The following is a 24,427-nucleotide window of genomic DNA, read 5'->3' as shown; positions in this document are numbered from 1 at the left end:
ACGCTAACCATCACCGGTGTGCATGGTCCGCCGCATGCAGAACCGGATCATCAACGCTCTCGCCTCAGTCTTCGAGACCAAGCGCGCCCGCCGACCGTGGCGGGAGGAACTCCACCCCCGCGACTCGAAGGGGCGGTTCATTGAGACCGGCGGCATCGCTCGGATCTGGGGCGGCGGCTTCGCCCGCGTCGTACGGGCCCTGTCCCAGACCAAGGTTCAGATCTCCGACCTGAACGGCAGCAACCCAAGGCCCATCCAGACATCCCGCCTGACCATGGTCGCCCGCCCGGACGGCACTGCCCCCACCAAGAGCAAGGAGAAGGTGCAGGCGGAGGAGGAGCGGCGGGACGCCGACCCTCGCCGCGGCGACGGCGTCGACGCCGACGACAACGGTGACCCGGACTCCTCGGACGCCCCGCACGATACGGACGACGAGGGCGAGCCGATCGGCGAGGACGACGAGGAGGAGCCCAAGGACGACGTGGAGCCGAAGAAGGCTCCGCGGTTCACCAGCCTCGTCACCGCCCGCAACCACTTGGAGTCGGGCACCAAGGACCCGCGATGGAAGCGCCCGCCGCGCACCCACAACGGGGTGCACCTGCGAGGCGCTTCCAAGCAGGAGCGGGCCCAGGTCCGCCTCGACACCTACTCGGCCACCCGCGGCATGGACTTCGCCCGGACGTCGCAGCTCTCGTCCGACGGCAACTTCCTGGTCACCCGGCATGGCAACGGCAAGTGGGACGTGTACCACGTCGGGTCGGGCACGATCATGACCCACCAGGCCGGGTTCCGCTCGAAGCCCGACGCCCTGCACTTCGCGAACGAGCTGGAGGAGGCCCGCGACGAGCGCGATCGCCCCTTCAACTGGGACGCGCCGTACGTCGCCGACCGGCTCGGCATGGCCGACGGCCGAGACGGCATCGATGCCGCCATCGCGCGCGGTCGCGACCACGACTCCCCCCGCGACGACAGCGAGCGCCAGGACCAGGCGCAGCCCAAGCCGGAGGTCGAACAGCCGCAGCTCGGCGACGACGGCCAGGAAGAGGAGCAGTCTGCCGGTCAGGGCGAGCCGACCGACGACGAACAACAGGACACCCCTGAACAGCAGGAGGGCGACGGGGGCCGCCTGGCCACGGTCGCCCAGGTCCTCGACCACTGGCGCACCAACCCCGACGTACCGCGCGTGCGCGAGACCTACAACGAGCGGCAGCAGCGCGAGGCCGTGGCCCGGCAGCGCGCCGACCTCGTCATGGACCCGCAGGTCGTCGACGGCTTCCTCATCGGCAAGTTGGACGTCCGGGGCAAGGAGCGCTGGACCGTCTTCCACACGGGCACATCCGTCCCGATCGCCATCCTGCCCTCCGACCAGGGCAAGCCCGACGCCATCGCGCGGGCCCACACGTACCGCGACTACCGCGACGACAACGGTCAGCCGTTCAACTGGGACAGCGACGGCATCGGCGAACGCCTTGCCTCTCCCGCCGGGAAGCGGATGCGGGAGACCACGTCGGGGCGCACCAGCCACGAGCCGGGCCGCCACGAGAACGACGTCCCCGACGACGCCACTGAACTTGCCAGCTTCCCCGGCTACCGCATGGCCCGCGGCGAGGACGGCACCAACGTGTACGGGCCGGACGGCAAGCGCATCGCCACCGGCCAGTCCGTGTTCGACCGCAACACCCGCCGCTCCGCGTACGTCGGCGACATGGACAACCGGCACGTCAGCGGTCGTACGGAGACCGAGTTCGCCGTCAACGCCGCACGGCAGCACACCCTCGCCGCCCAGCCGGACGGCCAGAAGGATCCGATCTGGATCCAGTACTCGCCGAGCCGCGCTCTGGTCCACGGCGTCGATCGGGACGACCCCGACATGCACAAGCGGATGCGCAAGGCCGGCTTCGTCTGGTCCGGCGGCGCCCAGGCGTACGTCACCACGGCCAACACCCGCCCGGTGACCCGCGCCCTGGCCGTCGACACCCTCGTTCGAGGGTTCGCTGACGACGGCCGCCAGATTGAAGTCCGTCGCGACGAAGACCGGCTCCGTGCTCCCAACGCCCCGCACGACCCCGCCTCGGCGGGTGTACCCGAGGACGCCCCGCACGTCGACGTGCCGGAAGCGTCCGCCGACCGCGACCAGGGGGACGAGCCGAACACCCTTGAGGTGACGGCCCCGACCGACGTCGACGAGCAGCAGCAGGATGCCCCGGGGACGGCTTCGGAGACCGACGAGTCCGGCGACGAGCCGGATGCCCCGTACGGGGACGAGGGCAAGACGTACGTCCAGGCGAAGGATGAGATCGCCGCCCTGCAGGGCGAATGGAACGGCACCAGCCTCGCTCGTGACCTGGCCAACGGCCAGGACCGGCCGCTCACGGCAGAACTCAACACCGGCTTCCGCCGCCTCGCGGCCACCACGGGCATCCGCCAGCGCGTCCAGGCCAGCCGCGAACTGCAGCGCTCCGCGGAAGCCATCCTCGCCACGCTCGACGACGAGCCGGGACGCGACCCGTACGGCAAGGGCCGCCCCGTCCTCGAAGCGATCCGCGACCGCGCCGGGCGCCACGGGCAGCGGCTGGACGCCACCCTGAAGAGCCGCCGCGACAACAAGAAGGAGCGCCCGGCCAAGCCCGCCGCCGCGCCCGCCACGCCGGGGGCGGATAATCAGTCCGCCCCCGACACCACCACCACGGGAGACAACAGCAGTGGCAGTGAACAAGCTCGGGCGGATCGCCAGGAAGCACTGGGAGACGTTCCGGCCAGCGGCGTACGCGGAGCTGGGGACGGAGGAGGAGAAGGAGACCTTCTTCGCGACTCTCGGGATGCTGGCGAGTCAGGAGATCACGACCCGGACGCAGCAGATTCTGAAGGGTCAGACAAGCGAGAAGTTCGTGGACCGGGTGGCGGCCAGGACGCAGGCAATGCAGCAAGCCCGCGAACAGGTGATGGCCGAGCAGATCTTCCTGCCGGCCGAGCCCGGGATGGAGAACGCCGAGCTTCCGGATCACGGCAGGCTGTAGCTGCACCGTCCTTCCGCCCGAAGTCCCAGAAGGATCTGGCTCCTTCGGGTGAGAAGGCCAGAGCCCGCGCGAACGTCGCGGCCGTCACGACACTCCGGCAGATCCAGGCCGAGAACCGGCCGGCGACGCCGGAAGAACAGAAGATCCTGGCCCGCTGGTCCGGCTGGGGCGCCCTCCCGATCGTCCTGGCCGACAAGCCGGAGCCGACGGACGGCGCGTTCCGGGACGCCGACGGCAACCCCGACCCCGCCAAGTACGCCCGCGCCCTGAAGAAGTGGGAGTCGTTCGCCACAGAGCGGGCGACCGTGCGGGAACTCCTCAACGACGAGGAGTGGAACGCCGCCAAGGCGAACACGCTCAACGCGCACTACACGGACTCTGAGTTCGTACAGCCGCTGTGGCACCTGGTGCGCGAGCTCGGGTTCAACGGCGGCAACGTCCTGGAGCCGGGCTCGGGCTCCGGCAACTTCATCGGCGCCGCCCCCGAGAACGCGCGGATGACCGGCATCGAGCTGGATCCGACCACCGCGGCAATCTCCCAGCTCCTCTACCCGGACGCCCGGATCATCAACGACTCGTTCGGCGACGTCCGCATGCCCAACGGGCACTTCGACATGGCGATCGGCAACGTGCCGTTCGGCCGGTTCCCCATGTACGACGAGCAGGTCAACCCCGACCTGAAGCACTCGATCCACGACACGTTCATCCTCAAGAGCCTGAAGAAGGTCCGCCCCGGCGGCCTCGTCGCACTCGTCACCAGCCGCTACACGATGGACGGCGAGGACGAGACTGCGCGTCGCCAGATGTCCTACATGGCCGACCTGGTCGGTGCGGTCCGTCTCCCGGCCGGCGCACACCAGGACGCGGCCGGTACCGGTGTCGTGACCGACATCCTCGTCTTCCGCCGACGCTTCGACGACGAGCACACACACAACATCGACATGTCGTGGGTGCGGTCGTCGAAGACGAACGTCAACGGCCACGAGATCGCCGTCAACGACTACTTCCAGCAGAACCCGCGGAACATCCTCGGTGAGCTCACCACGGGGCACGGCCAATTCTCCGACCACGACCTGACCGTGATCGGAGACAAGAACACCACCGGCCCCGCCCTTAAGGCCGCACTGGAACGCATACGCAGCAGCTCGTTCGGCGGGCAGCGCGAGGGCCGCATGCGGTATGTGCCCGAGATCAACGCTGTCGAGCGGAACCTCGAACTCGCGGGTGAGAAGCACGAAGGCTCCGTCGTCATTCTCTCGGACGGCAGGTTCACCCAGGTCGAAGACGGCGCGGTCGTCCCGCTCGACGTCCACCCGACCCAGCAGGAGCAGCTGCGCAAGCTGGTCGGCCTGCGCGACCTGACCAACCGCCTCCTCCGGCTCGAAGGCTCCACCCGCGAAACCGGCGAGACCGACCAGATGCGGGCCGTGCGCCGCGAGCTGAACGAGGCGTACGACGCCTACGTTGCTCAGCACGGTCCGATCGACAAGCCGGGCCAGACCCGGTTCTTCAGCCCCCAGGAGGCGAAGGACCGGGCGAAGGCCGAAGGCCTCAAGGACGTACCGGCCGCGTGGAAGCAGCCGGCCGCGATGCAGTTGTTCGAGGACGACCCGGCCAGCGCCGTGGTGTTCGGCCTCGACAAGTGGGACGACACCGCGAAGTCCGCCAAGAAGGCTGACATCTTCACCCAGCGGGTGCTCGCGCCCCGCGAGATCGCCGACCGGGCCGACAGCCCCGAGCAGGCCATCGCCCTCGCGCAGGAACTCGACGGCGGCGAACTCCACCTGCCGACGATCGCCCGCCTGCTCGGTCGTACGGACCTGGTGGCGCTGCGGGAGGAAATCGGCCCGCTCGCGTTCGACGAGCCCGGCACCAACCGGCTCGTCTCCCGCGGCGAGTACCTGTCCGGGAACGTCCGAGAGAAACTGGCCCTCGCCGAAGCGGCGGCCAGCGCCGACCCGAGGTTCGGGGCGAACGTCGCCGCCCTGAAGAACGTCATCCCCCGCGATCTCGACCCGTCCGAGATCAAGGTCAAGATGGGCGCCCCGTGGATTCCAGAGACGGACATCACGGCGTTCCTCCAGCACATCCTCGGCACGAAGAACGTCCGCGCCGAGCACGGTGGCGGCTCCGTGTGGGAGGTCGAGGGCCCCCGTACCGGCATCGCCGCAACCTCCGACTGGGGCACCAAGGCCAAGCCCGCCCCGGATGTCGCGAAGGCGCTCCTCGAACAGCGCACCATCACCGTCACCCGCACTACCGAGGTCGGCGGCAAGAAGGTCACCGTCACCGACGACGACGCGACCAGCGAGGCCCAGGCCAAGGCCAAGGAGATGGCCGACCGGTTCTCCGAGTGGGTGTGGGAGAACCCGGAGCGCTCCCAGCGCCTAGCCCGGGTCTACAACGACAAGTTCAACAACCTGGTGATGCGGGAGTTCGACGACTCCCCGCTGGCCCTGCCCGGCGCAAACGCCGAGTGGACCATGCGGCCGCACCAGAACGCGGCGATCCGCCGGATCGTCAGCGAGAAGTCGGTGCTGCTCGCCCACGTCGTCGGCGCGGGCAAGACGGCGACGATGGTCGCGGGTACCCAGGAGCTCCGCCGTACCGGCCTGGCCCGTAAGCCCGCCATCGTCGTCCCGAACCACATGCTCGGGCAGTTCCGGCGCGAGTACCTGGAGCTGTACCCCGACGCCAAGCTGCTCACCGCCTCCTCCGCGGACCTCACCGGCAAGAAGCGCCGCCGGTTCGTCGCCAAGGCCGCGACGGGCGAGTGGGACGCCGTCATCCTCACGCAGGGCGCCTTCGAGCGGATCCCCATGCGCGTGGAAGCCCAAGAGGCCTACATGCGGCAGGAGCTCGACAAGCTCTCCGCGGCGATCGAGAACGCCAAGGCCCGGTCGGGCCAGTCGCTCACCCTCAAACGCCTCCAGGAGACCCTCAAACGCAACGAGGAGAAGCTGAAGCAGAAGCTGGCCACGAAGAAGGACCAGGGTGCGGTCAGCTTCGAAGACACCGGCATCGACTACCTGATGGTCGACGAGGCCCACGGCTACAAGAACCTGGCCACTGCCTCGCACATCGAGGGTGCCGCCATCGCCGGGTCCGCGCGGGCCTCCGACCTTCACATGAAGATCGAGTACCTGCGGGAGCACAACGAGAGCGGACGCGTCGTCACCCTGGCCACGGGCACGCCGATCGCGAACTCGGTGACCGAGGCGTACATCATGCAGCGCTTCCTGCGCCCGGACATCCTCGAAGCCGCCGGCGTCGACGACTTCGACTCCTGGGCCGCCACGTTCGGCGAGATCGTCCAGAACCTGGAGTTGGCCCCCGACGGGTCCGGCTTCCGGATGAAGGCCCGGTTCGCCCGCTTCCACAACGCGGCCGAGCTGCTGCGCATGTACCGGCTCGCCGTCGACGTGCAGACCGCCAAGGACCTCAACCTGCCCACCCCGAAGGTGCGCGAGGGCGCGGACGGCAAGCGCGGCGAGGTCGTCACGGTGCCGATCTCGGCCGAGCAGAAAGCATTCGTCACCGCGCTGCCCAATCAGGAGTGGGTCCGCAAGCAGGGGGGAGTGCTCAAGGCGATCGGCCTGGCCTCCCGTGCCGCGATCGACATGAGGCTCGTCGGCGGCGACGGCGAGGAAGGCGGCAAGATCGCCGCCGCCGTCGGGAAGATCGCCGAGATCTACGCGGAGAACAAGGACCGGGTCTACCCGGTCTCCGACGAGGACCTCACCCCGCAGAAGCTTCCCGGCTCTCTCCAGATCGTCTTCATGGATGCGGGCACGCCCGGGTCGACGGCGAAGAACGCGTGGGACGCCTACGCGCACATGAAGGAGGAGCTCGTCGCGGCCGGGGTCCCGGCCAACAAGGTCCGCTTCATCCACGAGGCGAAGACGGACAAGGCCAAGGCGAAGCTGTTCGAGGACGCCCGCAACGGCCGGATCGCGGTGCTCATCGGCTCCACGGAGAAGATGGGCACGGGCACCAACATCCAGGCGCGTGCCGTCGCCCTGCACCACATGGACTTCCCGTGGCGGCCGGCTGACATGGCGCAGCGCGAGGGCCGTATCGAGCGGCAGGGCAACCTGAACATGCCGGGGATTCCCGGCACCGCGGACGACGTCCGGATCATCTCGTACGTCACCGAGGAGACGTTCGATGCCTTCAAGCTCGGCACTCTGGAGCGCAAGGCCGGGTTCATCGCGCAGATGGACCGCAAGGACTTCGACGCGCGCGAGATGGAGGACATCGGCGACATCGCCGTGTCGTTCGGCCAGATGAAGGCCATCGCCACCGGCGACATGACCGTCATGGACTACGCCCAGGCGGGCGCCGACGTCGTCGACCTGCAGCGTCTGGACCGGAGTTGGCACCGGGACCAGGACACCCGCCGTCGTACGGTCCAGGCGGCCGACGGCATCATCGCCGACCTCGCCGCGGTGCTGCCCGCCTGGCGGGATGCCCTGGACCGTCGCGAGGACGTCACCGGCGACAACTTCCGTATCCGGCTTGGCGACAACGAGTTCGACCAGCGGGCCGACGTCTACGACGAACTGGCCCAGAAGGTCCGGGATGCCGCCCGGAACATGCGGCTGCAGGACGGCGCCCGGGTGCCGCTCGGTTGGCTCGGCGGGCACGACTTCCACGCCGAAATCGGCCACGACCAGTTCGGCAACCGCGTCGTCAAGCTCCGCTTCGACTGGCCGAACTGGGAGCACCCGGCCGAGCCGGACACCCGCGGCGTCTACACGCCCAGCCAGCTCGACGACGCGTCCGGGCGCGGCCTCCTCGCCTCCCTGGAACGTCGCCTGGCCAACCTCGACGACGCCATCGCCGACGCCGAGCAGAGCCTGGAGGTTGCGCAGGACGAGCGGGCCCGCGCCAAGCGCGGCTTGGGCGGTACCTCGCCGTACGGCGAGCGCCTGCGCTCCAAGGAGCGCCGTGTCGCGTTGCTGTCGAACCTGATCACCGCGAACGAGAAGCTGAAGGCCTACAAGGGCCGCGAGGTCGACCCGAACGACGAGGGCTACCTCAAGGCTCAGCAGCGAGTGGCCGAGTTGAAGAGCGATCTCGGCATCGAGGACCGTCGTGAGGAGGAGATCGACGAGGTTGCCGCGGCCGCCGCTCTGAACGCGGTCAACGACTCCGTCACCCTGGACGCGGAGGACGTGGAGCGCGAGCTCGCCGAGCTCCGGCCGGAGGGCGCTGCTCGTACGCCCCGCGCCTGGTCCGGTACGTCCACGGTGAACGAGCGGGGCGAGTCCTCGAGGACCGGCGCAGCCGGCACGGTGACCTTGGACCGCGATCAGGTCGACGAGGACTTGCAGGACATCCGTCCCGCCGGGGGCGGCACCGGCTCCGGCGGTAGCTCCGAGCCGCCGAACGGACAGGGGCCTGAGGTCCCGCAGGGCGACGACGGTGACGAGACCCCGGAGCCGCCCGTCGGCGCGGACAGCCCCCGGGCCATGTCCCCGGAGGCCCTGCAGGCGGAGATCGTGGCGCTCATCGAGCACGAGATGACGCACGGCCCTCTCACGGGTGCCGCGAAGACCCGGCTGACGACGCTGGAGGCGGAGAAGGACCGTCGGGCCGGGAAGCGCCCGGAGCGGGAGCCCGCCAAGAAGCCGGCGCCGCAGCGCAGCGGCCCCGGCGGCAACTGGGCAGACCTGACCCGCGACCAGGTCGAAGGCGAAGGTGGCGAGGACGACGGCCTGTTCTCCACGCCGGCCGCCCCGGCTGGCCCGAGCACGGCGGCCGACCCGAACAACCCGCTGGACCGGCCCGACGATGTCTTCGGCACCCCAGACATGTTCGCCGACGCCGAAGGTCGTGACACCAGCGATCTGCAGGACGCTGAGCTCCGCCGAGCGGACCAGCTCCAGCAGGGCGACCGGTTCACCGACGCCGACGGGCGTACGCACACCGTGGCCGAACCGCCGAACAAGACGGGCCGCGGCCGCGTCCGCGTCGTCACGCAGGAGGGCACCGAGCTCTTCTACCGTCCGGCGGACGAGTTCCGGCTCGGTGGTCCCGAGCAGGACGCGAACACCCCCGCTCCCGACGAGCAGCAGGCCCCCGCGCCGCGCGCCGACGACTCCGAGACCGCCGCGCCTGCCGCACCTGAGCCGGTCGACAGCGAGGAGAACCCGTCTACCGCCGACCGGAACGAATCCCCCTCCCCGGCAGAGCCTTCCCCGGGAGCAGGGACAGGCTCTGCCGCCCACCAGTGGAAGCTGAACGACTGGGCGGTCACCCCGAACGGTGAAGGCCGCGTGATCCTCGCCGAGGACGGGGAGGTCATTGTCCTCGACGGCGGCGGAGCGCCGCGGACGTACGAGCCCCGTCAGTTGTCCCTGCCCGGTGAGACGCGCACTGCCGAACACGACGCTCCCACCGCGCAGGAGGCAGCCCGCCAGGAGAAGCGGCAGCGCGATCTGGAGTCGGCGCAGTCGCCGGAGGGCCTGAAGCTCTTCTACGGTGCCCGGCTGGCCAGCCTGGACCTGGAAGAAGGCCACGGCCTGGTGCTCGACGACGACGGCAACGTGCTGGGGTGGATCCGGCGCCGCGGCAACACCTGGCTGGGGCAGGACGCCCGCGGTGGACTTTCCCGCCGTGGGTCGAAGGAGTCCGCCGCTGATCCGCTGCTCGCTCCCCGAGAGGCCGCCCAGGAGGTCGACGCTGGACGGAATGACGACGGGGACATGCCCGTCCCTCTGAAGGACAAGTCGTGGCGGCACCTGCGGCCCGAGGAGGGCAACGATCCGGTCTGGTACTCCGACTTCAGCGAGGCGCAGCGCGAGGAGTTCTTCCGTCTCGTCAAGGAGTGGGAGAAGTCCTCTGACTCCGAGCTGAGCGAAGCCGCCAAGCGCTGGAGCTACGGGCTGAACTACCGGCAAATGCGCCGCCTTGCCGATGAGTTCACCGCAGTCGCGAACGACGCCGACACCTCTACCCCCGAAGGCCGCCGTCGGCAGGGCGTTCTCAAGCGGACTGCCGACAAACTCCACGGGCAGGCCGAACGTGCCTGGTTCGGGTGGCAGTCCGTTCCCCCGCCGGGCGAGACGGACATTCCACGTGACCTAGACCCGGACTGGGTCCCGTACGGGCACCGTGGGACCGCGGGCGAGCAGTCGGGCGCCGAGCCGGCCTCCGTCGAGCTCGACGCTCAGCAGGTCCGCAACGACCTCGCGGGGCTGAACGGTGACGCCTCCAACCCGCCCTCGAACAGTGGTGGCCACCGTTGGGGCGCCGGGGACGCCGTGATCACGCCGGGCGGAGAGCGCGGCACTCTGGTCCGCCCTCCACTGGGCAGCGCCGCGATGGTCCGTCTTGATGACGGCGGCTACGAGTCCCACCCGCTTGCAGTGCTGACGCCGGTTGGGCCAGCGTCGGAAGAACCCACGGGCCTTCCGGATGACCTGGATTCGCAGTGGCGTGCTCTTGCCGACCTGGCACCCGATGCTCCTGCTCTCATCACCGCCAGGGGCAACCTGCGGCAGGCAGCGGAAGCCCTCGCCGCTGGAGACCAGGAAGCGGCATCCGACAACCTGGGCACGGCCGCCCGCAGCATGTGGCCGTTCCACGGCGGCGACTCGTCCGACTGGGATGCCGCTGAGCGTGCCTTCTCCATCGCAGCAGACCACGCAGCCGCTCGCCTGATTCCGCTCCGCGAGGGGGAGCGCCTGGCGACGTACGGGGAGCTGAAGAAGGGCGACATCGTCCGCCAGCCGGGTTCGGAGGAGTATCACCGCGTCAACGAAGACGCTCGCTCTCGGGGCAGGGACTTCGAGACGTGGTTCGAATACGGCGCTGTTGTCAGCGAGGACGGGCTCGGCGGCGGGTTCGGCTTCATGCCGACTGCCCACAGCATGATCGTGGCTGACGAGAACTCCCCCGCGGTCGGGGAGTACATCGCCGGGGAGGAGAGGAAGCTCGCCGACGAGCGGGCGAAGAAGGAGCAGGTCGCCGCTGAGCGGGAGGCGCGGCGGCAGGAAGCGGCGCGGGCCCGCAATGACGAACTCCTGGCGCAGGCCGAGGGCGATGCGGTCGAGCCAGGCGCCCTGAGCAAGGGTGACCGGATCACCGTGCACGAGGGCCGCAACAACCGGGGGCAAGTGGTCACCGTGTCCGGCCGTCTGCTCGCCGAGCCGGAGACAGGCACCGCGACCCGTGACGGCAAGAGGGTGCCGTCGTGGCGCCTGTACGTTGGTGAGGAGGGCGACGAACTGCGGCCCGGCACCATGTACACCATCGAGCGCGGCGAACGCGTGGCACGTCACAGCGACACGACGCCGGCCTCCGCCGTCCCCGGTGAGGGCGGCCAGACGCAGCCGGATGTGGACACGTCCGACGACTTTGCGGCGCTGCGGTCCCGCTACGGCGGCGACATGGTTCCCGCGTCGGACATCAAGCGCGGCGACTGGGTGCACACCGTTTCCGCGGACCCCGCCTACAACGAGCCCATGCACATGGTGGGGCGCGTCATTGGCGTCACGCCGGTGCTCAGCAACGGTCAGGTCCGCATCGAGGTCGAGTCGCACGTCACGCTCAGCGGTAAGGATGCCGTCCGAACCGAGTTCGCGATGTTCCACGCGACGACGATGGTGGAGCGGTTGCCGGAGGGCAACCCGGGGCGCGAGGACTCCTCTGACCTGGAGCGCCGGATCAAGGATGCTGACGAACAGCGCCTTGCGGCCAAGGTGCGCGTGCCGGCGGGCTGGCAGGCCGTGGACGGCGACCGGGTCGAGCCCCGGGCCGGGGACCGCTTCCGGATCGCCCTGCGCAGAGGCACTCTCCAGGACCGCAAGTACATGAACGTCACCGTGGAGCGCCCGGCCGAACGAGAGGGCTACTGGCGGGTCAAGGGCCAGCCGCGGAGCTTCCACCCGAGCGACATCGTGGCCATTCCTGAGGGCGCCGAAGTGCCGTACCGGGACGACAACGCTCCTGAGACCGGCAAGCCGAACGCGGACGCCCTGGAACCGGCGGACCGCTTCTACACCGACGTACCCGACTGGGCCAACGACCTCGGAGACGACGTCTGGCTGGACAAGCCGAAGAAGAGCACCGCGCCCCGAAACATCTACGTCAACGGCAATATCGAGGGTCTTCTCTCGAAGCACAACAAGAGCAAGGGAGGCAAGTACTACTGGTGGCGGCCGTCTTCACACCGCTTGACCTCCGAGAAGCGATTCGACACACCCGAGGAAGCGGCGCGCGACTTCGCTCGCGAGATGCGGGAGCGAGGCCTGCCCAGCCTGAGCGTCCCTCAGGACAACGACGCGGCGGGTCGCGAGGAGCGAGACGACAGCGGTGACGCCAACGACCAAGCGCAGGATCGGGAGGACGAGCGCGAGGCGAACGAAGCCGACTCGGACCGGGAGAACCGCGACAACCGGGATCGTGATGGTGCGCCGGACGAGACAAGTGGCGACGAGGACAGCGGTGCACCCGACTCGGACATGGGCCGCGACGACGAGGACGACGACGGCACCTTGGAGGGGGACGCCGAAGAGGAGGCGGACGACCGCGACGGCCGTCGGCGCCGCCGGAACCGTCGTGACCGCAACCGGCCGGGCGGAGGCGGTCCGGGCCGCCCTCGGCTCCCGCACATCCCGGAGCGCGACAACCGCGGCCTCCAGGACGATGACGACTCCAGCGACCTCGACGAGCTGCGGGGCGCATACCGCTCGGGCCGCAACCTGCCGGCCAGTATGGACACCCCGGAGCACCGGGACTTCCTGCGGCGTCTCGCCGACAATCCGACGCTGACGCAATCCGCGGGCGGCGGCCTGGTGATGTGGACAGACGATCACGAGGCCCTGGCCGAGGGCCAGCCCGCCCTCTGGTACTTCGCCCACGCCCGTACCGGGGCCGGGTTCGGCGGTGCGGGCAACACCGCGGTGAGCGCGTACAGCGCTGTCCGCGCCCGCGAGCTCGCCAACCGGTACGAGCGGCTGGTCGACGCCGACGGTACGCCGTTCTCCTGGAACGGTGATCTCGACGCGGCTGCCGTTCGCGGGTGGCGTGACGGGCAGGGCCGCAACCTGGTCGAGGCGATGCGCGCTGTTCGGGACTCCTTCGAGGCCGATGAGGTCCGCGAGGAGCGCTCCGCGCTTCCGGAGGATCTGTCGATCCTGTCGGACCTCGAACTTGAGTCGTTTCCGCACCAGGGCTTCAACGCCGAGGACTGGGGGCGCTACGCCGCCGAGATGGATCTCCGGTTCCCGCCGGCGGACCAGCTTCGTGACGTTCTGCCGCTGGAGCCTCCGGCGACGGAGGAGGAGCGCGAGGCCGAGAACAAGGCGATGGACGAGGCCCTGGGCTTCGGCGAGTTGGATGTCGCTCAGGAGATTGTCCGTCCCAAGCGCCTGTCGAAGGACCAGCAGCTTCGCGACGAGTACCAGGTGTGGCACGAGGAGCGTCGGAACCGGGCCGACAACGCGATGCGTGGCGGTTCGATGCTCAACAAGGAGGGACAGCGCAAGGGGTACACCGAGGACGACGTCTTCAACGGCGGGTTCCTGTCCGCCAACGACGCCTGGCGCCGGTACGCGTCCGAGGAGCTGGTCGAGTGGTTCGACCAGAACGGCGGCCGTGTCACCTACAACCAGTTCCGCGAGCAGAAGCGGCAGTCCGAGCGCCTCGACCGGTGGGAGTGGGAGGAGCAGCAGCGGACCGCTTCCGGCGAGTCCGGGGCTGACTCTCCTGCGGTTGCGGAGGACACCGACGTCGACGAGCCGGAGGTGGAGGCCGACACGTTCGACGCGTCGAAGCCCCGCTTCAACGACATCGCTGCCCTCCGCGAGCACTTGCGCGCTGGCGAACTCGACCGACCTGGTCCCCGCGGCAACTGGGACATGCGGCAGCGCCTGGACGAGGTGATCGCGAGTAAGAAGCTGGAAATGAGCCCCGGTGGCCGCCTGGCGATCGGTCCTTTCAAGCACAGCAACCGCCGTGGTCTGCAGTGGCGCATCCTGGCACCTGGGTCGATGGAGACGCTGTTCGACCCGTCCGGCGTCAGCCGGGCGGAAGCCGTCGCCTACACCGAGGCTCTGGAGGGTGTCCGGGACCGTGACGGCAACCCGTTCCCGTGGGACGCCCCCGATGCCCCGGCGCGGGCCCGCGCTTTCCGCGGCCCTGACGGCGAGAATTTCGCTGTCGCTGTGGCCAAGGCGTTCATGGACAAGTTCGACGAAGAGGATCGAATCTACGAGCGTACGCGGGCTCGGCTGCTGCTCGACGACGAGGATCAGCTCGACGTGTATTACCCGGCTTGGCGCCAGCGTCAGGAGCAGGACGGCTACACCATCCCCGTCTACGGCCCGTTCGACGTGCAGGTCGGCGACGACGTCGCCACCGTCGAGGCTGAGCCATTCGGCGACGTCCGCATCGAGCGCGGCATCATCGCCGACGAACACCCTGCCTTCCTCACTCGTACCTCCGTGGGCGGTGGAACCGACTTCCCTCTGGGTGTACTGGGCGACTACACCGCCGACACGAAGCACGACGGCGACAGCGGCAGGTACGACCTCAACGGCAACAAGGTGGATAACCTCTACGGTTTCGGGAAGCCCCTGACCTTGGTGGACGACCCGGTCCGGGCGCGAGCCATGCGCCGCCCACGTCCGGGTGAGGTTGCGCCTGAGCCGGCTACCGGGCGGGATGAGGACACCTCCGTGCCCGCGACGTCCCAGACACCGGAGGCCGTGCCGACTTCGGACGTCGTCGTGCCGGAGGAGCGGCCCGCGCCGGAGCCGATCGGTGGCCGTATCGCGGAGTGGGTGAGCGTCAGCGATCTCGCGCTCGGTGACGTGGTCCGTATCGAGGGCACCACCCGTGCGGGCAAGCCGCGCGCCCTGTCCGGGTACGTCATCCAGGCGCCGCAGCGCAAGGCGGTGTCCCGCAAGGGACGCAGCACAGAGATGTTCATGACGCTCGTCTCGGAGACCCGCGACGGCAGCAGCGGTGACCGCTCCCCGGTGTGGACACCCCTCGACGCCTCGGCCGCCCGCGCCACGGGCGAGCCTGACAACGAGAGGGCGGACAACTCGCTCGTCACTGGCGCGGAAGGCGACGTTCTCTCCGGGGAAATTTCGGACCGTATTGCCGCAGACGTGTCGGGGCGCGGTATGTTCCCCGGCAGCCTCGTGCAGAACGACGACGGCCGTGACGGCGTGGTCACCGGCGCGAACTCCTCGACGGTGTCGGTACGTTGGGGCGACGACAAGGAGGAGTCGGGCCTTGCCCCGTCTTCATTGACCGTCACCGACGGCGGGGCGGCCCGCCCCGCAGGCTGGACGCCCGAGGGGCAGAGGCTGCGGGACGGCCACGTCGTCAGCGACCCGGCCGGCACTCTCCTCGGCACGGTCGAGGAGATCGACGGCGACACCGCGCAGGTCGCCACCCGCGAGGGCATCAAGCCGATCCCGGTGACCGACCTGCGAGCGGTCGGCGAAGTGCGCGACACCACCCCGCCGGACCTCATCGGGGACGCCACGCTTGACCCGACCACGGTCGGCGACCTCAACGTGGGCGACACCTTCCTCCGTGACACCTTGGAGAACGGGCCCCGGGCTGTGACCGTGCTGTCCCGGGAGGATGACGGGGACCGGGTACGGCTCGACCTCGCCAACGTTCGCACGGGCGAGGTGGAGCACCTGGACACCACGGCCGACCACCCAGTGGTGCGCCTTGTCGGCCAGGATGGGCAGGCGCTGCCCGCGGCCGACGAGGACGACGTGGACCTGAGCGTGCTCGAAGAGCCGCAGTCGGTCGACCCGGTCATCGGTGACACCGTGGACCCGCAGCTCTCCCCGGAGGAGCGGGACGCCATCGCCGACCACGGCGCCGCGCCCGCGGACGACCCGGGCGTGCAGCAGGCCGTGACCCGTATCGGGCAGGACCTGCCCGTCACTTCGGGACAGGCCGCCGGTCTGGCTGACGCGCTGCGCGCCACTTCGACCCCGGACACTGCGGACGGGCGCGCGGCCCGCCGCGCCGCTGCCCACCTGGACGAGGCCGTCGGCCGTACCGGCGGCGACAGCGACGCCCGTCCGACGCAGGGCACGGTCAACGACCTCGGGGTCGGCGACACGATCGCTCTGCCCGACGAGGACGACGCGAACAACGTCTCCGCGTACACGGTCATCGGGATCGACGATCTCCTCGGCGGGGTGCGGCAGGTGACGGTGCGGGACTCCGCCGGTGCCACGCACTCCCGCACCCTGCCCGGGGATCAGCCGCTGTGGCAGCTCCCCGAACTGCCTGATGCGGAAGGCGCGGACGCTCCGCGTCGTGACCCGAACCCGGCGCCGTCCGCCGACGACATCGTGGCCGGGCACCCCAACCGGGTGGCCCGCGCCGTCGTCGACTCGGCCATCGCAGGAACCGAGCCCGCGGGCAGCATCCACCAGTTGCGGCAGCAGGTCGCCGAGCGGGTCACCAGCGAGACGCTGCTGGTGCCCATGCAGCAGGCCCGGCAGGACGCGGTCGACGCCCTCAACGCGGCCGGGATCAGCGGCCCGGAGCGGTCGCAGGTCTTCAAGCGGCTCAAGGCCGAGCGGCTGCGCGCCCGCGCGGCCGCGGTCCGGGCGGTGCTGCGCACCATCAACGACCTGGAGCCACTCGACGGTGAGAGCGAGCAGGACACGGCGAACCGTGCCGCGGACCTGCTGCGGATGATCCCGGATCAGATCGGAGCCCCGGCCGCCCGCCGGGACGGTACCGGCGAGACCGGGGAGAGCATCGCCCGGCATGTCGACGACGCTCTGATGGCGCTCGCCCGGCAGGCCTTCGGCGACGGTCTGAGCGACGAGGACGCGATGCGGCTGGGGCGTGTCCTGGCCGGTCGTATGGATGCGACCCGGCAGGCGACCGCCCAACGGATCGTCCGGCACTTGCCTCCCGCGACGCAGCAGCGAGTGCTTCCGCAGGTCCTCGCACTACTCATGCGAATCGGCCGCCGCATCGTCGCCATGGTGCAGGCCTTGCTGCGGGCCGCGCGCCAGGCGTGGAACTCGGAGGCCTTCCGCAGATTCCGTGAGCGCCTGGTGGCCCGGGTGAGGTCGTGGCCGGAGTCGCGGCGGCTGCACCGTATCGCCCAAGCCGCTGATCTCCCTGTCCCCGGCGACGGGGAAGGTCTCGGTGAGCGCATCGCGCACTGGGCGCGGCTCATGCCGGCCCCCGGCCGTTTCGGGCAGGCGTCTCGGCGGTCCCGCTGGTACCAGCCCACGACGCGCCGCGCCCTGGCCGCCGGAGAACTCCCGGCCGTACAGGACGGGATGCGCTGGGCGCCGGACCGGGCTGCGGACCGTGGCCCCGGTGCCACCGCGATGCGGCACCTTGCCGCGCTGCGCGCCGCCGGCGTCGACATGGACCAGGAGATCAACGCCCGGCTCGCGGGCGCGCTCCCGGATCTCGGCGACGACCCGCACACCAACCTGCGCCTGGCAGCCGCGTACGCGGACACGACCGAGCGGAGGGCCCGGGACCTGGCCGCCCATCCCGTCGGCCACAGCGTGAACCCGGACTACGTGCTGGAGTTGGCGGCCGCGCGTGCCGAAGCTGCCGACGCCCGTGTGCAGGCGGACCGGATGCGTGCCGCGTACACGACCGCGCTGCCCGACGTCGTCGCCGACGCGTTGGCGTCGGTGCGGGAGATGGGTCCCGGCGGCTCGTCGGCGCTGATCGTGTCTCCGGGCAGCGACAGCGACGCCGCCCGCGCGCTGAACGACGTGCAGCGGTTCATCCCGAGGGACTGGCTGGCCCCGACGGACCGGCGTCTCGTGCACGCACGGGACGCGGAGTCGGGCGGCTACGAACCGCACAGCCGGACAGTGTCCGTCGCCGACCTCGGCGACGGAGGCCTCGGAACGGCCGCGTACGCCCTCTTGGCGCACCTTCAGCAGGCGCAGCCGGACCTTCTGGCCGCCCAGGAGGTATACCGGTACGCCCGCACTCACACGGGCCGGATCGCTGCTCGCCGCTCCAGCGTCGATGAGCTGTTCGCGCGGCTGTTCAGCAACTCGGAGTCGGGCCGGGCGGACGTGGTCCTGCCGCGGGCCCTGCTGTCCCTGTTCAACGGCGACTGGTACGAGGACGACGACCTTCGGGCGTTCCTCCTCGGCCTGCTCGCCACCCGATAGAAGGAGGAGGCCCGCATGTTGGCGACCGGAGTTCTCGAGGACGGTTGCCCCTACCAGGTCGAGATCACCGGCCGGGCCGACCGGCCGGTGATCGGCTCGGCCCGGATCCGGGCGCTGGTCGAGCAGTACACGGGGAAGCCGGTGTTACTCAGCCCGGTCGGGCCCCGCCGGGAACTGGACCCTGGCGACCCGCAGGCCGTGCTCGCGCTGCTACGTCAGCGAACCCACCTGGTCGAGCAAGGCGGTTGAGGGCCGGGGCGCGGCTGGCCGGGACACAAGCCGACCGTGCCCTTCACCCTCCCCGCCGTGACCACTACTCGATTCGCGTTCTCCATCAAGGCCCTGCCCGCGCAACCAGCCAGCGGGGCGCCGCCGGGCCCGCCCGCCCCCTCCGACGAACTCCAGCCGCCATCACACGACGACTCCCGGCCGTGGGCCGGAGACCCGTACGACGAGGGCGACGAGAGCGATCCGGCCAGTGCGTTCGCCGCATTCACCGGCAAGGACGGCGAGGAGGCCTGGCTGGACCGTGCCCCGGACGGCACAGTCACGGGCTGGGTGCGGGACGCGACCGGTCAGGTGTGGCGGTACAGCGACGAAGGCGCCTGGGCTCTCGACGTCGACGGCGCGCAGATGCAGCGCATCAGTACGCAGCCCGGCTCAAGCGACCCGGGCGCAGACCAGACGGGCGCTCCCGGCGGGCAGGAAGACCCGGCCGGGAGCGAGGCGACGGACCCGTACGCCGCCGACCCCGCGGCCGCGGAGACCACCGACTCCGAGGACGATCCCTTCGTCGACGCCGACGAGGAGGACGAGCTGACGGAGTCGGCGGAGGCGGACCCGGATATGGAAGAGTCCCCTGACGAGGAGGACGACGAGGACGGCGATGCGCCGTTCCCCGGGGCCCGTAAGCCCAAGAAGGGAGGCAAGTAGGTGGCAATGGATCGCGTCACGGTGCTCGCCGTGGCCGCCCAGGCTCACGCTGCGGTTGCGGCTGGCAAGACAGAGGAGGACTGCCCCTACGACGCCAACGGCGGGCCCGAGCAGCGCTTCAGGGCCCGCTACTGGAAGCTCGCCTTCGAGGAGGCCGAGAAGGCCCAGGAGGACAGCGCGGGACGGTAAGGCCCCGGCGGGGGCACGGTGCGCGGGTTTGATCACCCCGCGCCCTGGAGGTCCCCGCCGTGCCGAGCCCCCCACCCCGTAAGCCGTCTATTCGTCACGGCACCGCACGAGCGATCTTCGCCGTCACGGGTGTTGTCGACGAGGTCAGTGACCTCATCCTCCCGGGAGCGTTCACCAGAACGCTGGCGACCCGACGGGTGAAGACGGTCTTCCACCACGAGTGGAAAGACCCTATCGGGGTCGTTCTGGAGATCGAGGAGTGGCAGCCCGGAGACCCGCGCTTCGCGACGATCCCCGGTGGCGCTGTCTGGCCCAAGGAGGCCGGCGCGCTGGTTGCTCTCGTCCAGTTCAACATGCGCACCGCCCGCGGCCGCGACGTGTATGAGCAGGTCCGGCAGTGGCACGAGCACGGTGAAGCGCAGTTCTCTATCGGCTACAAGGTGCCGCCCGGCGGGGCCAGCAAGCGGCACGACGGTGTGCGGATCATTCACTCTCTGGACCTGTACGAGGTCAGTCCCGTCCTGCACGGTGCGCACCCACTGACCCGATCCCTCGAAGTCAAGTCCGGTATGTCCGGAGAGGGGATCGAGCACAAGTCGACGTGGTCGGCGATCGAACTCGACCACAAGGACGCCGAGCAGCAAGTCGGCCGGGGCGCCATGATCGCCCTGTCCCTGCCCCGAGACGCTGCGGAGCGGATCGCGCAGCCGGAGGGAACGCCTCCCCGCGACCTGCACATCACCCTGGCATACCTGGGAGATGCGGCCGCGCTCGGAGGCCACCCTGACGACCTGGCCGATCTGGTGCGCAGCGCGCTCACAGATGCCAACCCGCTGGAGGGCAGCATCGGCGGTATCGGCCGCTTCCCGGACACGGGGGACGGCGAGGTCACCTGGGTGCCGGTCGACGTTGCCGGTCTGAGCGAGCTCCGCACGCGGATCGCTGATGCACTGCGGCTCTCCGTGTACTCCGACAAGTTCCGCGAGGACCACGGATTCACCCCACACGTCACCCTCGGCTACCGGCTGCCCGGCGTCGCCCCGTTCCCGCAGATACCGGTGCACTTCGACGAAGTCGTGGTCGTACAGGGGCCGAAGAAGACCCCGATCCCGCTGTCCGGTCCGCCCGTCGACGCCGCTACACCGCAGGCCAGCATGGAAGCCAAGACCGCGGCCGCCGTACTGCTGGAAGCGAAGGCCGCCGGCGGACTCACCCTCAACCGCGGCAACGCCGAGCAACTGCCCGCCATCCACGCCGCGGAGAGCAAGAGCGCTCGCGCCGCCGTTCTCGAAGCGAAGAACCTGCCCCTGGAGTCCGCCATGCCCGCGCTCACCCCGTACTCGTACGAGCAGCTCCGCAACCGCATCGCGGAGGCCGCCCGCTCCCTCTTCGACTGCGGCGACGACTCGTTCACCAGCGTCGAAGCGACCTATCCGGACCGGGCCATCGTCGTCGTCTGCGACCGCGGCGAGAACACCACGTACGCCATCCCGTACACGGTCGACGGCTTCGACGTGGACCTGGGAACACCGCAGGCCGTGGAACTCGCCACGGTCGCCGTGCCCGTCGACGGCAAGGAGAGACCGGCCAGCGCTGACGAAGAGATCGACGCCCGGTTCATGAAGCCGTCCGCGCAGGCCCTCGACGATGCGACCGCCCTCATCACCGTCTCCGACGCCACCCCCGACGAGGTCGGCACGCTCCAGCCGAGCGTGGAACGCCTCCTCGCCGCCCTCGCCAAGAAGGGCGCCCCCGTCCCCACCGCCAAGCAGAAGCAACAGGACCCGCCACACGAGGAGGAGGACGAGGACGTCGGCGACGACTTCCTTCCCGACGAGGAAGCGCCTGCTGACGCCGACGAGGAACTCCCGGACGACGCAGAAGACGAGCCGACGTCGACGCCGCCTGTCGACCTGTGGGACGACGAGGACGGCTCTGAACAGTGGGGCTCCGATGGCGAGGACGAGGACGGCAACGAGCCATACACGCCGATCAAGCCCAACGACCGGGCTGTCCTGGACCCCGACGAGGTCAAGGCGCAGCTCGCCTCCCTCCGCGCCTGAACCGACGTCGTGCGCTGCGCCTGCGAGTTGAGCGCGCGACGTTAACCCCTCCGGTGTTCTCCAATGCCCGCGCGTTTCGGGTCGTCCCGGTGCTGGCCGGGCGAGCGACGCATGTCCATCGCCACGCCCAGCACCGGGAGAACACACCACCATGGCTACGGCTACCGATAAGAGCCTGCTCCGGAACCTGCAGACTCAACTGCAGGAGAAGAGCGCGGAGGCCGACCGCATCGCGTCGACCTTCAAGGAAGAGGACGGCAAGTTCGTCGTCAGCACCGAACAGCGGGACGCGTACGTCCGAACCGTCCGCGACGCCCAGGAGATCAAGGGGCTCATCGACGCCGCGCAGGGCGCCGACAACCTCACCGAGTACCTCAACGCCCCCGAGGGCACCCCCGCGGCCGGCCAGTTCTACGGCAGCGCCTCACGCGGCACGGAGGCGAAGAGCCTCGGTGAGCTGTTCACCGAGTCCGACGCCTACAAGCGCGCCGCGGCCAGCGAGTTCAAGGAACGGCCATACATCCGTGCCGAGATCGAGGGCAAGTCGATCTTCTCCCTGTCGGCCGGCACGCACACCCACCAGGCCCTCGGCTCCGTCCAGGACCTCGGCATCACCGAGGCCCAGCGCCGCAAGTGGCACATCCGCGACCTGTTCCCGTCCGCCAAGACCAAGTCCGCGGTCCTCCTGGGTATCCGTGAGACCGGGTGGGTCAACAACGCGGCCCAGGTCCCGGAGAGGCGAGCAGCGGACGGCGTCTCGGCGCCGACCGGCCTCGACACCGACGTCTTCGGCAAGGCCCCGCGGTCGAAGCTGAAGCTGGAGCCCGTGGCGTTCCCCATCGCGGAGATCGCCCATCTCCTCGATGGCCACAAGAACATCCTGTCCGACGAGCCGCGCCTGCGGACCTTCATCAACAGCCGCCTCGTCGAGGGCGTGAAGTTCGCGGAGGACTACGACCTCCTGCACAGCCAGGGCGGCGACGGCACATCCATCGTCGGCTTGTTCAACACCCCCGGCGTACAGCAGTACGTGGGGAAGAACACCGACAAGTTCTCGATCCAGATGCGCCGGGCCATGACCAAGGCGCTGCTCGCCGAGTACGAGCCGACCGGCGTCGTCCTGTCCCCGACCATGTGGGAAGAGGTCGAGGTCGAGACCGACGACAACGGCGCCTTCCGCGTCGCCCTCCAGGTCGCCGTGGGCGCGCAGAAGAAGGTCTGGAGGATCAACGTGGTCGAGACCACGGCGATGCCGGACAGCCAGTACCTGCTCGGCTCCTTCGGGATGGGAGCCCAGCTCTACGACCGCGAGAACGTCAGCGTCACCGTCTCCAGCGAGAACGCCGACAACTTTGAGAGGGGCGTCTTGACCTTCCGCGCCGACGAGCGAGTCGCGCTCGAGGTCTCTCGCCCGGAGTCGTTCGTCATCGGCACCTGGACCACGCCGGTGTAACCCGGCCGGGCCCGACCCGGCCCACGCCGGAGACGCACCGCGGGGCCGGACCATACGGTCCGGCCCCGCCTCCCTTTCCCAGCACGAGAACGAGGACTGTCGTGGCAGACGAGAACGGGCTGATGGGGGCCCTCAATCAGCTCACCGATCAACCGCCGGCCCCGCGCGGCCCGCGCTGCACCGTCAGCACGATCCTCGAAGTGCTCGACGAGGACACCGCGCAGAAGCTGCGCACCCTGCTTGACGCTCCGGGGATCTCCGCGACGCAGATCGCCAACGCCCTCTCCGACAACGGGCATCGGGTGCAAGCCCCGGCCGTCGCACGGCACCGCCGCCGAGGTGCCTCGAACGGATGCAGGTGCACCACATGAGCCTCGACGACCAGCTCGACACGCTCCTCGCGCCGACCGCGCCAGCGCAGACCACCCCGCCCGAGATCACCCGCCCACCGTCGACCGCGCCGAAGGGCTGGGAGCCCGGCGTCAAGTGGGAGCCGGACGGAGCCATGCTCGTCACCGCCCCCGCCGCCGACCCGCCACCCCAGGACGAGAACGGGTGGCGGGCCCGGGTCGAGGAACTCGGCCTGGTCGTCCCCGACGGATACCGCGTGCGCCTGGTGGAAGCCCGGCACGACCCGGCCGCGTGGCATCGGGACGCCCAGGGCGAGGACGCGGTCACCCGGCCCGTGTGGCGATGCCGCTACCTCATCGAGCCGACCGTGCCCGGCTGGTCGTCGGCCGAAGACCTCAACTCGCTGGTACGAGACGTGATGCGGCGCCGCCGCAAGCCGCGCACCCCGGCCGACGACAGCGGTCGCGCGCTCGCCGTGGTGTACGCCGACCCGCAGGCCGGAAAGGTCGGCCGTGATGGCGGCACCAAGGAACTCGTCGGGCGGATCGCGGAACGGTTCGACCGACTGCAGGATCACCTCCGCGATCTCGGGAAGATCGGGAGAGCCCCGGACTCGGCATACTGGCTCGACGCCGGCGACTGCATCGAGGGCTTCGAGAACGTCACCTCGCAGGCCTTCACCAACGACTTGACCCTCACGCAGATGGTCAGGGTGCACCGCAGGCTGACCTTTGAGGGCCTGGACCGGCTCGCCACCGCGTTCCCGCGCGTCGTAGCTGCCACGTGCGGTTCGAACCACGCGAGGGTGCGGCGCGGCAAGGACGCTGTCGGCCCGCCCCAGGACGATTGGGGAATCGAGGTGATGGCGCAGATCGCCGACGCGTACTCCAAGAACGCGGACGCCTACGGCCACGTGTCCTTCGTGACCCCGGAGCCGTGGCGGGACACCGTATCCCTGAACATGGCTGGGACGATCGTGGGCCTGGCCCACGGCCACCAGTACCCGCGCCCCGACAAGGCAGGCGACTGGTGGCGGGCACAGACCTTCGGACGCCAGCCAATCGCCGACGCGCGCATTCTCGTCTCCGGCCACTACCACCACTTCCGCACCCAGCAGCTCGGCGCGGGCCGCCTCTGGGTCCAGGCCCCGACCTTGGACAACGGATCGGACTGGTGGGCGATGCGCTCCGGTGAAGTCTCCCAACCCGGTCTGCTGGTCTTCTCCGTGACCGCACAGGGCTGGGACGACCTGCGCATCCTCTGATC

At 70.1% G+C, this 24,427-nt stretch carries 8 protein-coding genes; all 8 read left to right on the top strand.

Features of this window, described 5'->3' with window-relative positions; genetic code table 11:
- The first annotated feature begins 34 nt into the window (after positions 1-34).
- The 8 genes from ACFY0U_RS40310 (at position 35) to ACFY0U_RS40275 (ending at position 24,425) form a co-directional block, all read left to right on the top strand.
- Complete coding sequence (locus tag ACFY0U_RS40310; protein ID WP_388644764.1) at positions 35-18,172, top strand: DEAD/DEAH box helicase family protein; 18,138 nt, start codon at positions 35-37, stop codon at positions 18,170-18,172.
- A gap of 15 nt (positions 18,173-18,187) precedes the next feature.
- Positions 18,188-18,421, top strand: coding sequence for a hypothetical protein (locus ACFY0U_RS40305; RefSeq protein ID WP_388644763.1), 234 nt, complete (start codon positions 18,188-18,190; stop codon positions 18,419-18,421).
- A gap of 57 nt (positions 18,422-18,478) precedes the next feature.
- Positions 18,479-19,105, top strand: coding sequence for a hypothetical protein (locus ACFY0U_RS40300; RefSeq protein WP_388644760.1), 627 nt, complete (start codon positions 18,479-18,481; stop codon positions 19,103-19,105).
- Complete coding sequence (locus tag ACFY0U_RS40295; protein WP_388644758.1) at positions 19,106-19,294, top strand: hypothetical protein; 189 nt, start codon at positions 19,106-19,108, stop codon at positions 19,292-19,294.
- Positions 19,295-19,491: 197 nt separating this feature from the next.
- Complete coding sequence (locus tag ACFY0U_RS40290) at positions 19,492-21,357, top strand: 2'-5' RNA ligase family protein (RefSeq protein ID WP_388644755.1); 1,866 nt, start codon at positions 19,492-19,494, stop codon at positions 21,355-21,357.
- 151 nt (positions 21,358-21,508) lie between these two features.
- On the top strand, positions 21,509-22,810 hold the full coding sequence (locus tag ACFY0U_RS40285; protein WP_388644752.1) for a phage major capsid protein: 1,302 nt from the start codon (positions 21,509-21,511) through the stop codon (positions 22,808-22,810).
- A gap of 101 nt (positions 22,811-22,911) precedes the next feature.
- Positions 22,912-23,181: a hypothetical protein gene (locus ACFY0U_RS40280; protein WP_388644750.1), complete on the top strand. Its 270-nt coding sequence runs from the start codon at positions 22,912-22,914 to the stop codon at positions 23,179-23,181.
- On the top strand, positions 23,178-24,425 hold the full coding sequence (locus ACFY0U_RS40275) for a hypothetical protein (RefSeq protein WP_388644748.1): 1,248 nt from the start codon (positions 23,178-23,180) through the stop codon (positions 24,423-24,425). Before ACFY0U_RS40280 ends, ACFY0U_RS40275 begins: the two co-directional genes overlap by 4 nt.
- The last annotated feature ends 2 nt before the right edge of the window (positions 24,426-24,427 follow it).

The sequence above is a fragment of the Streptomyces sp. NPDC001536 genome, assembly GCF_042894505.1.
Lineage (GTDB): Bacteria > Actinomycetota > Actinomycetes > Streptomycetales > Streptomycetaceae > Streptomyces.
Note: the sequence above shows the minus strand (reverse complement) of the source record. Positions and strands in the feature narration are given on the sequence as shown.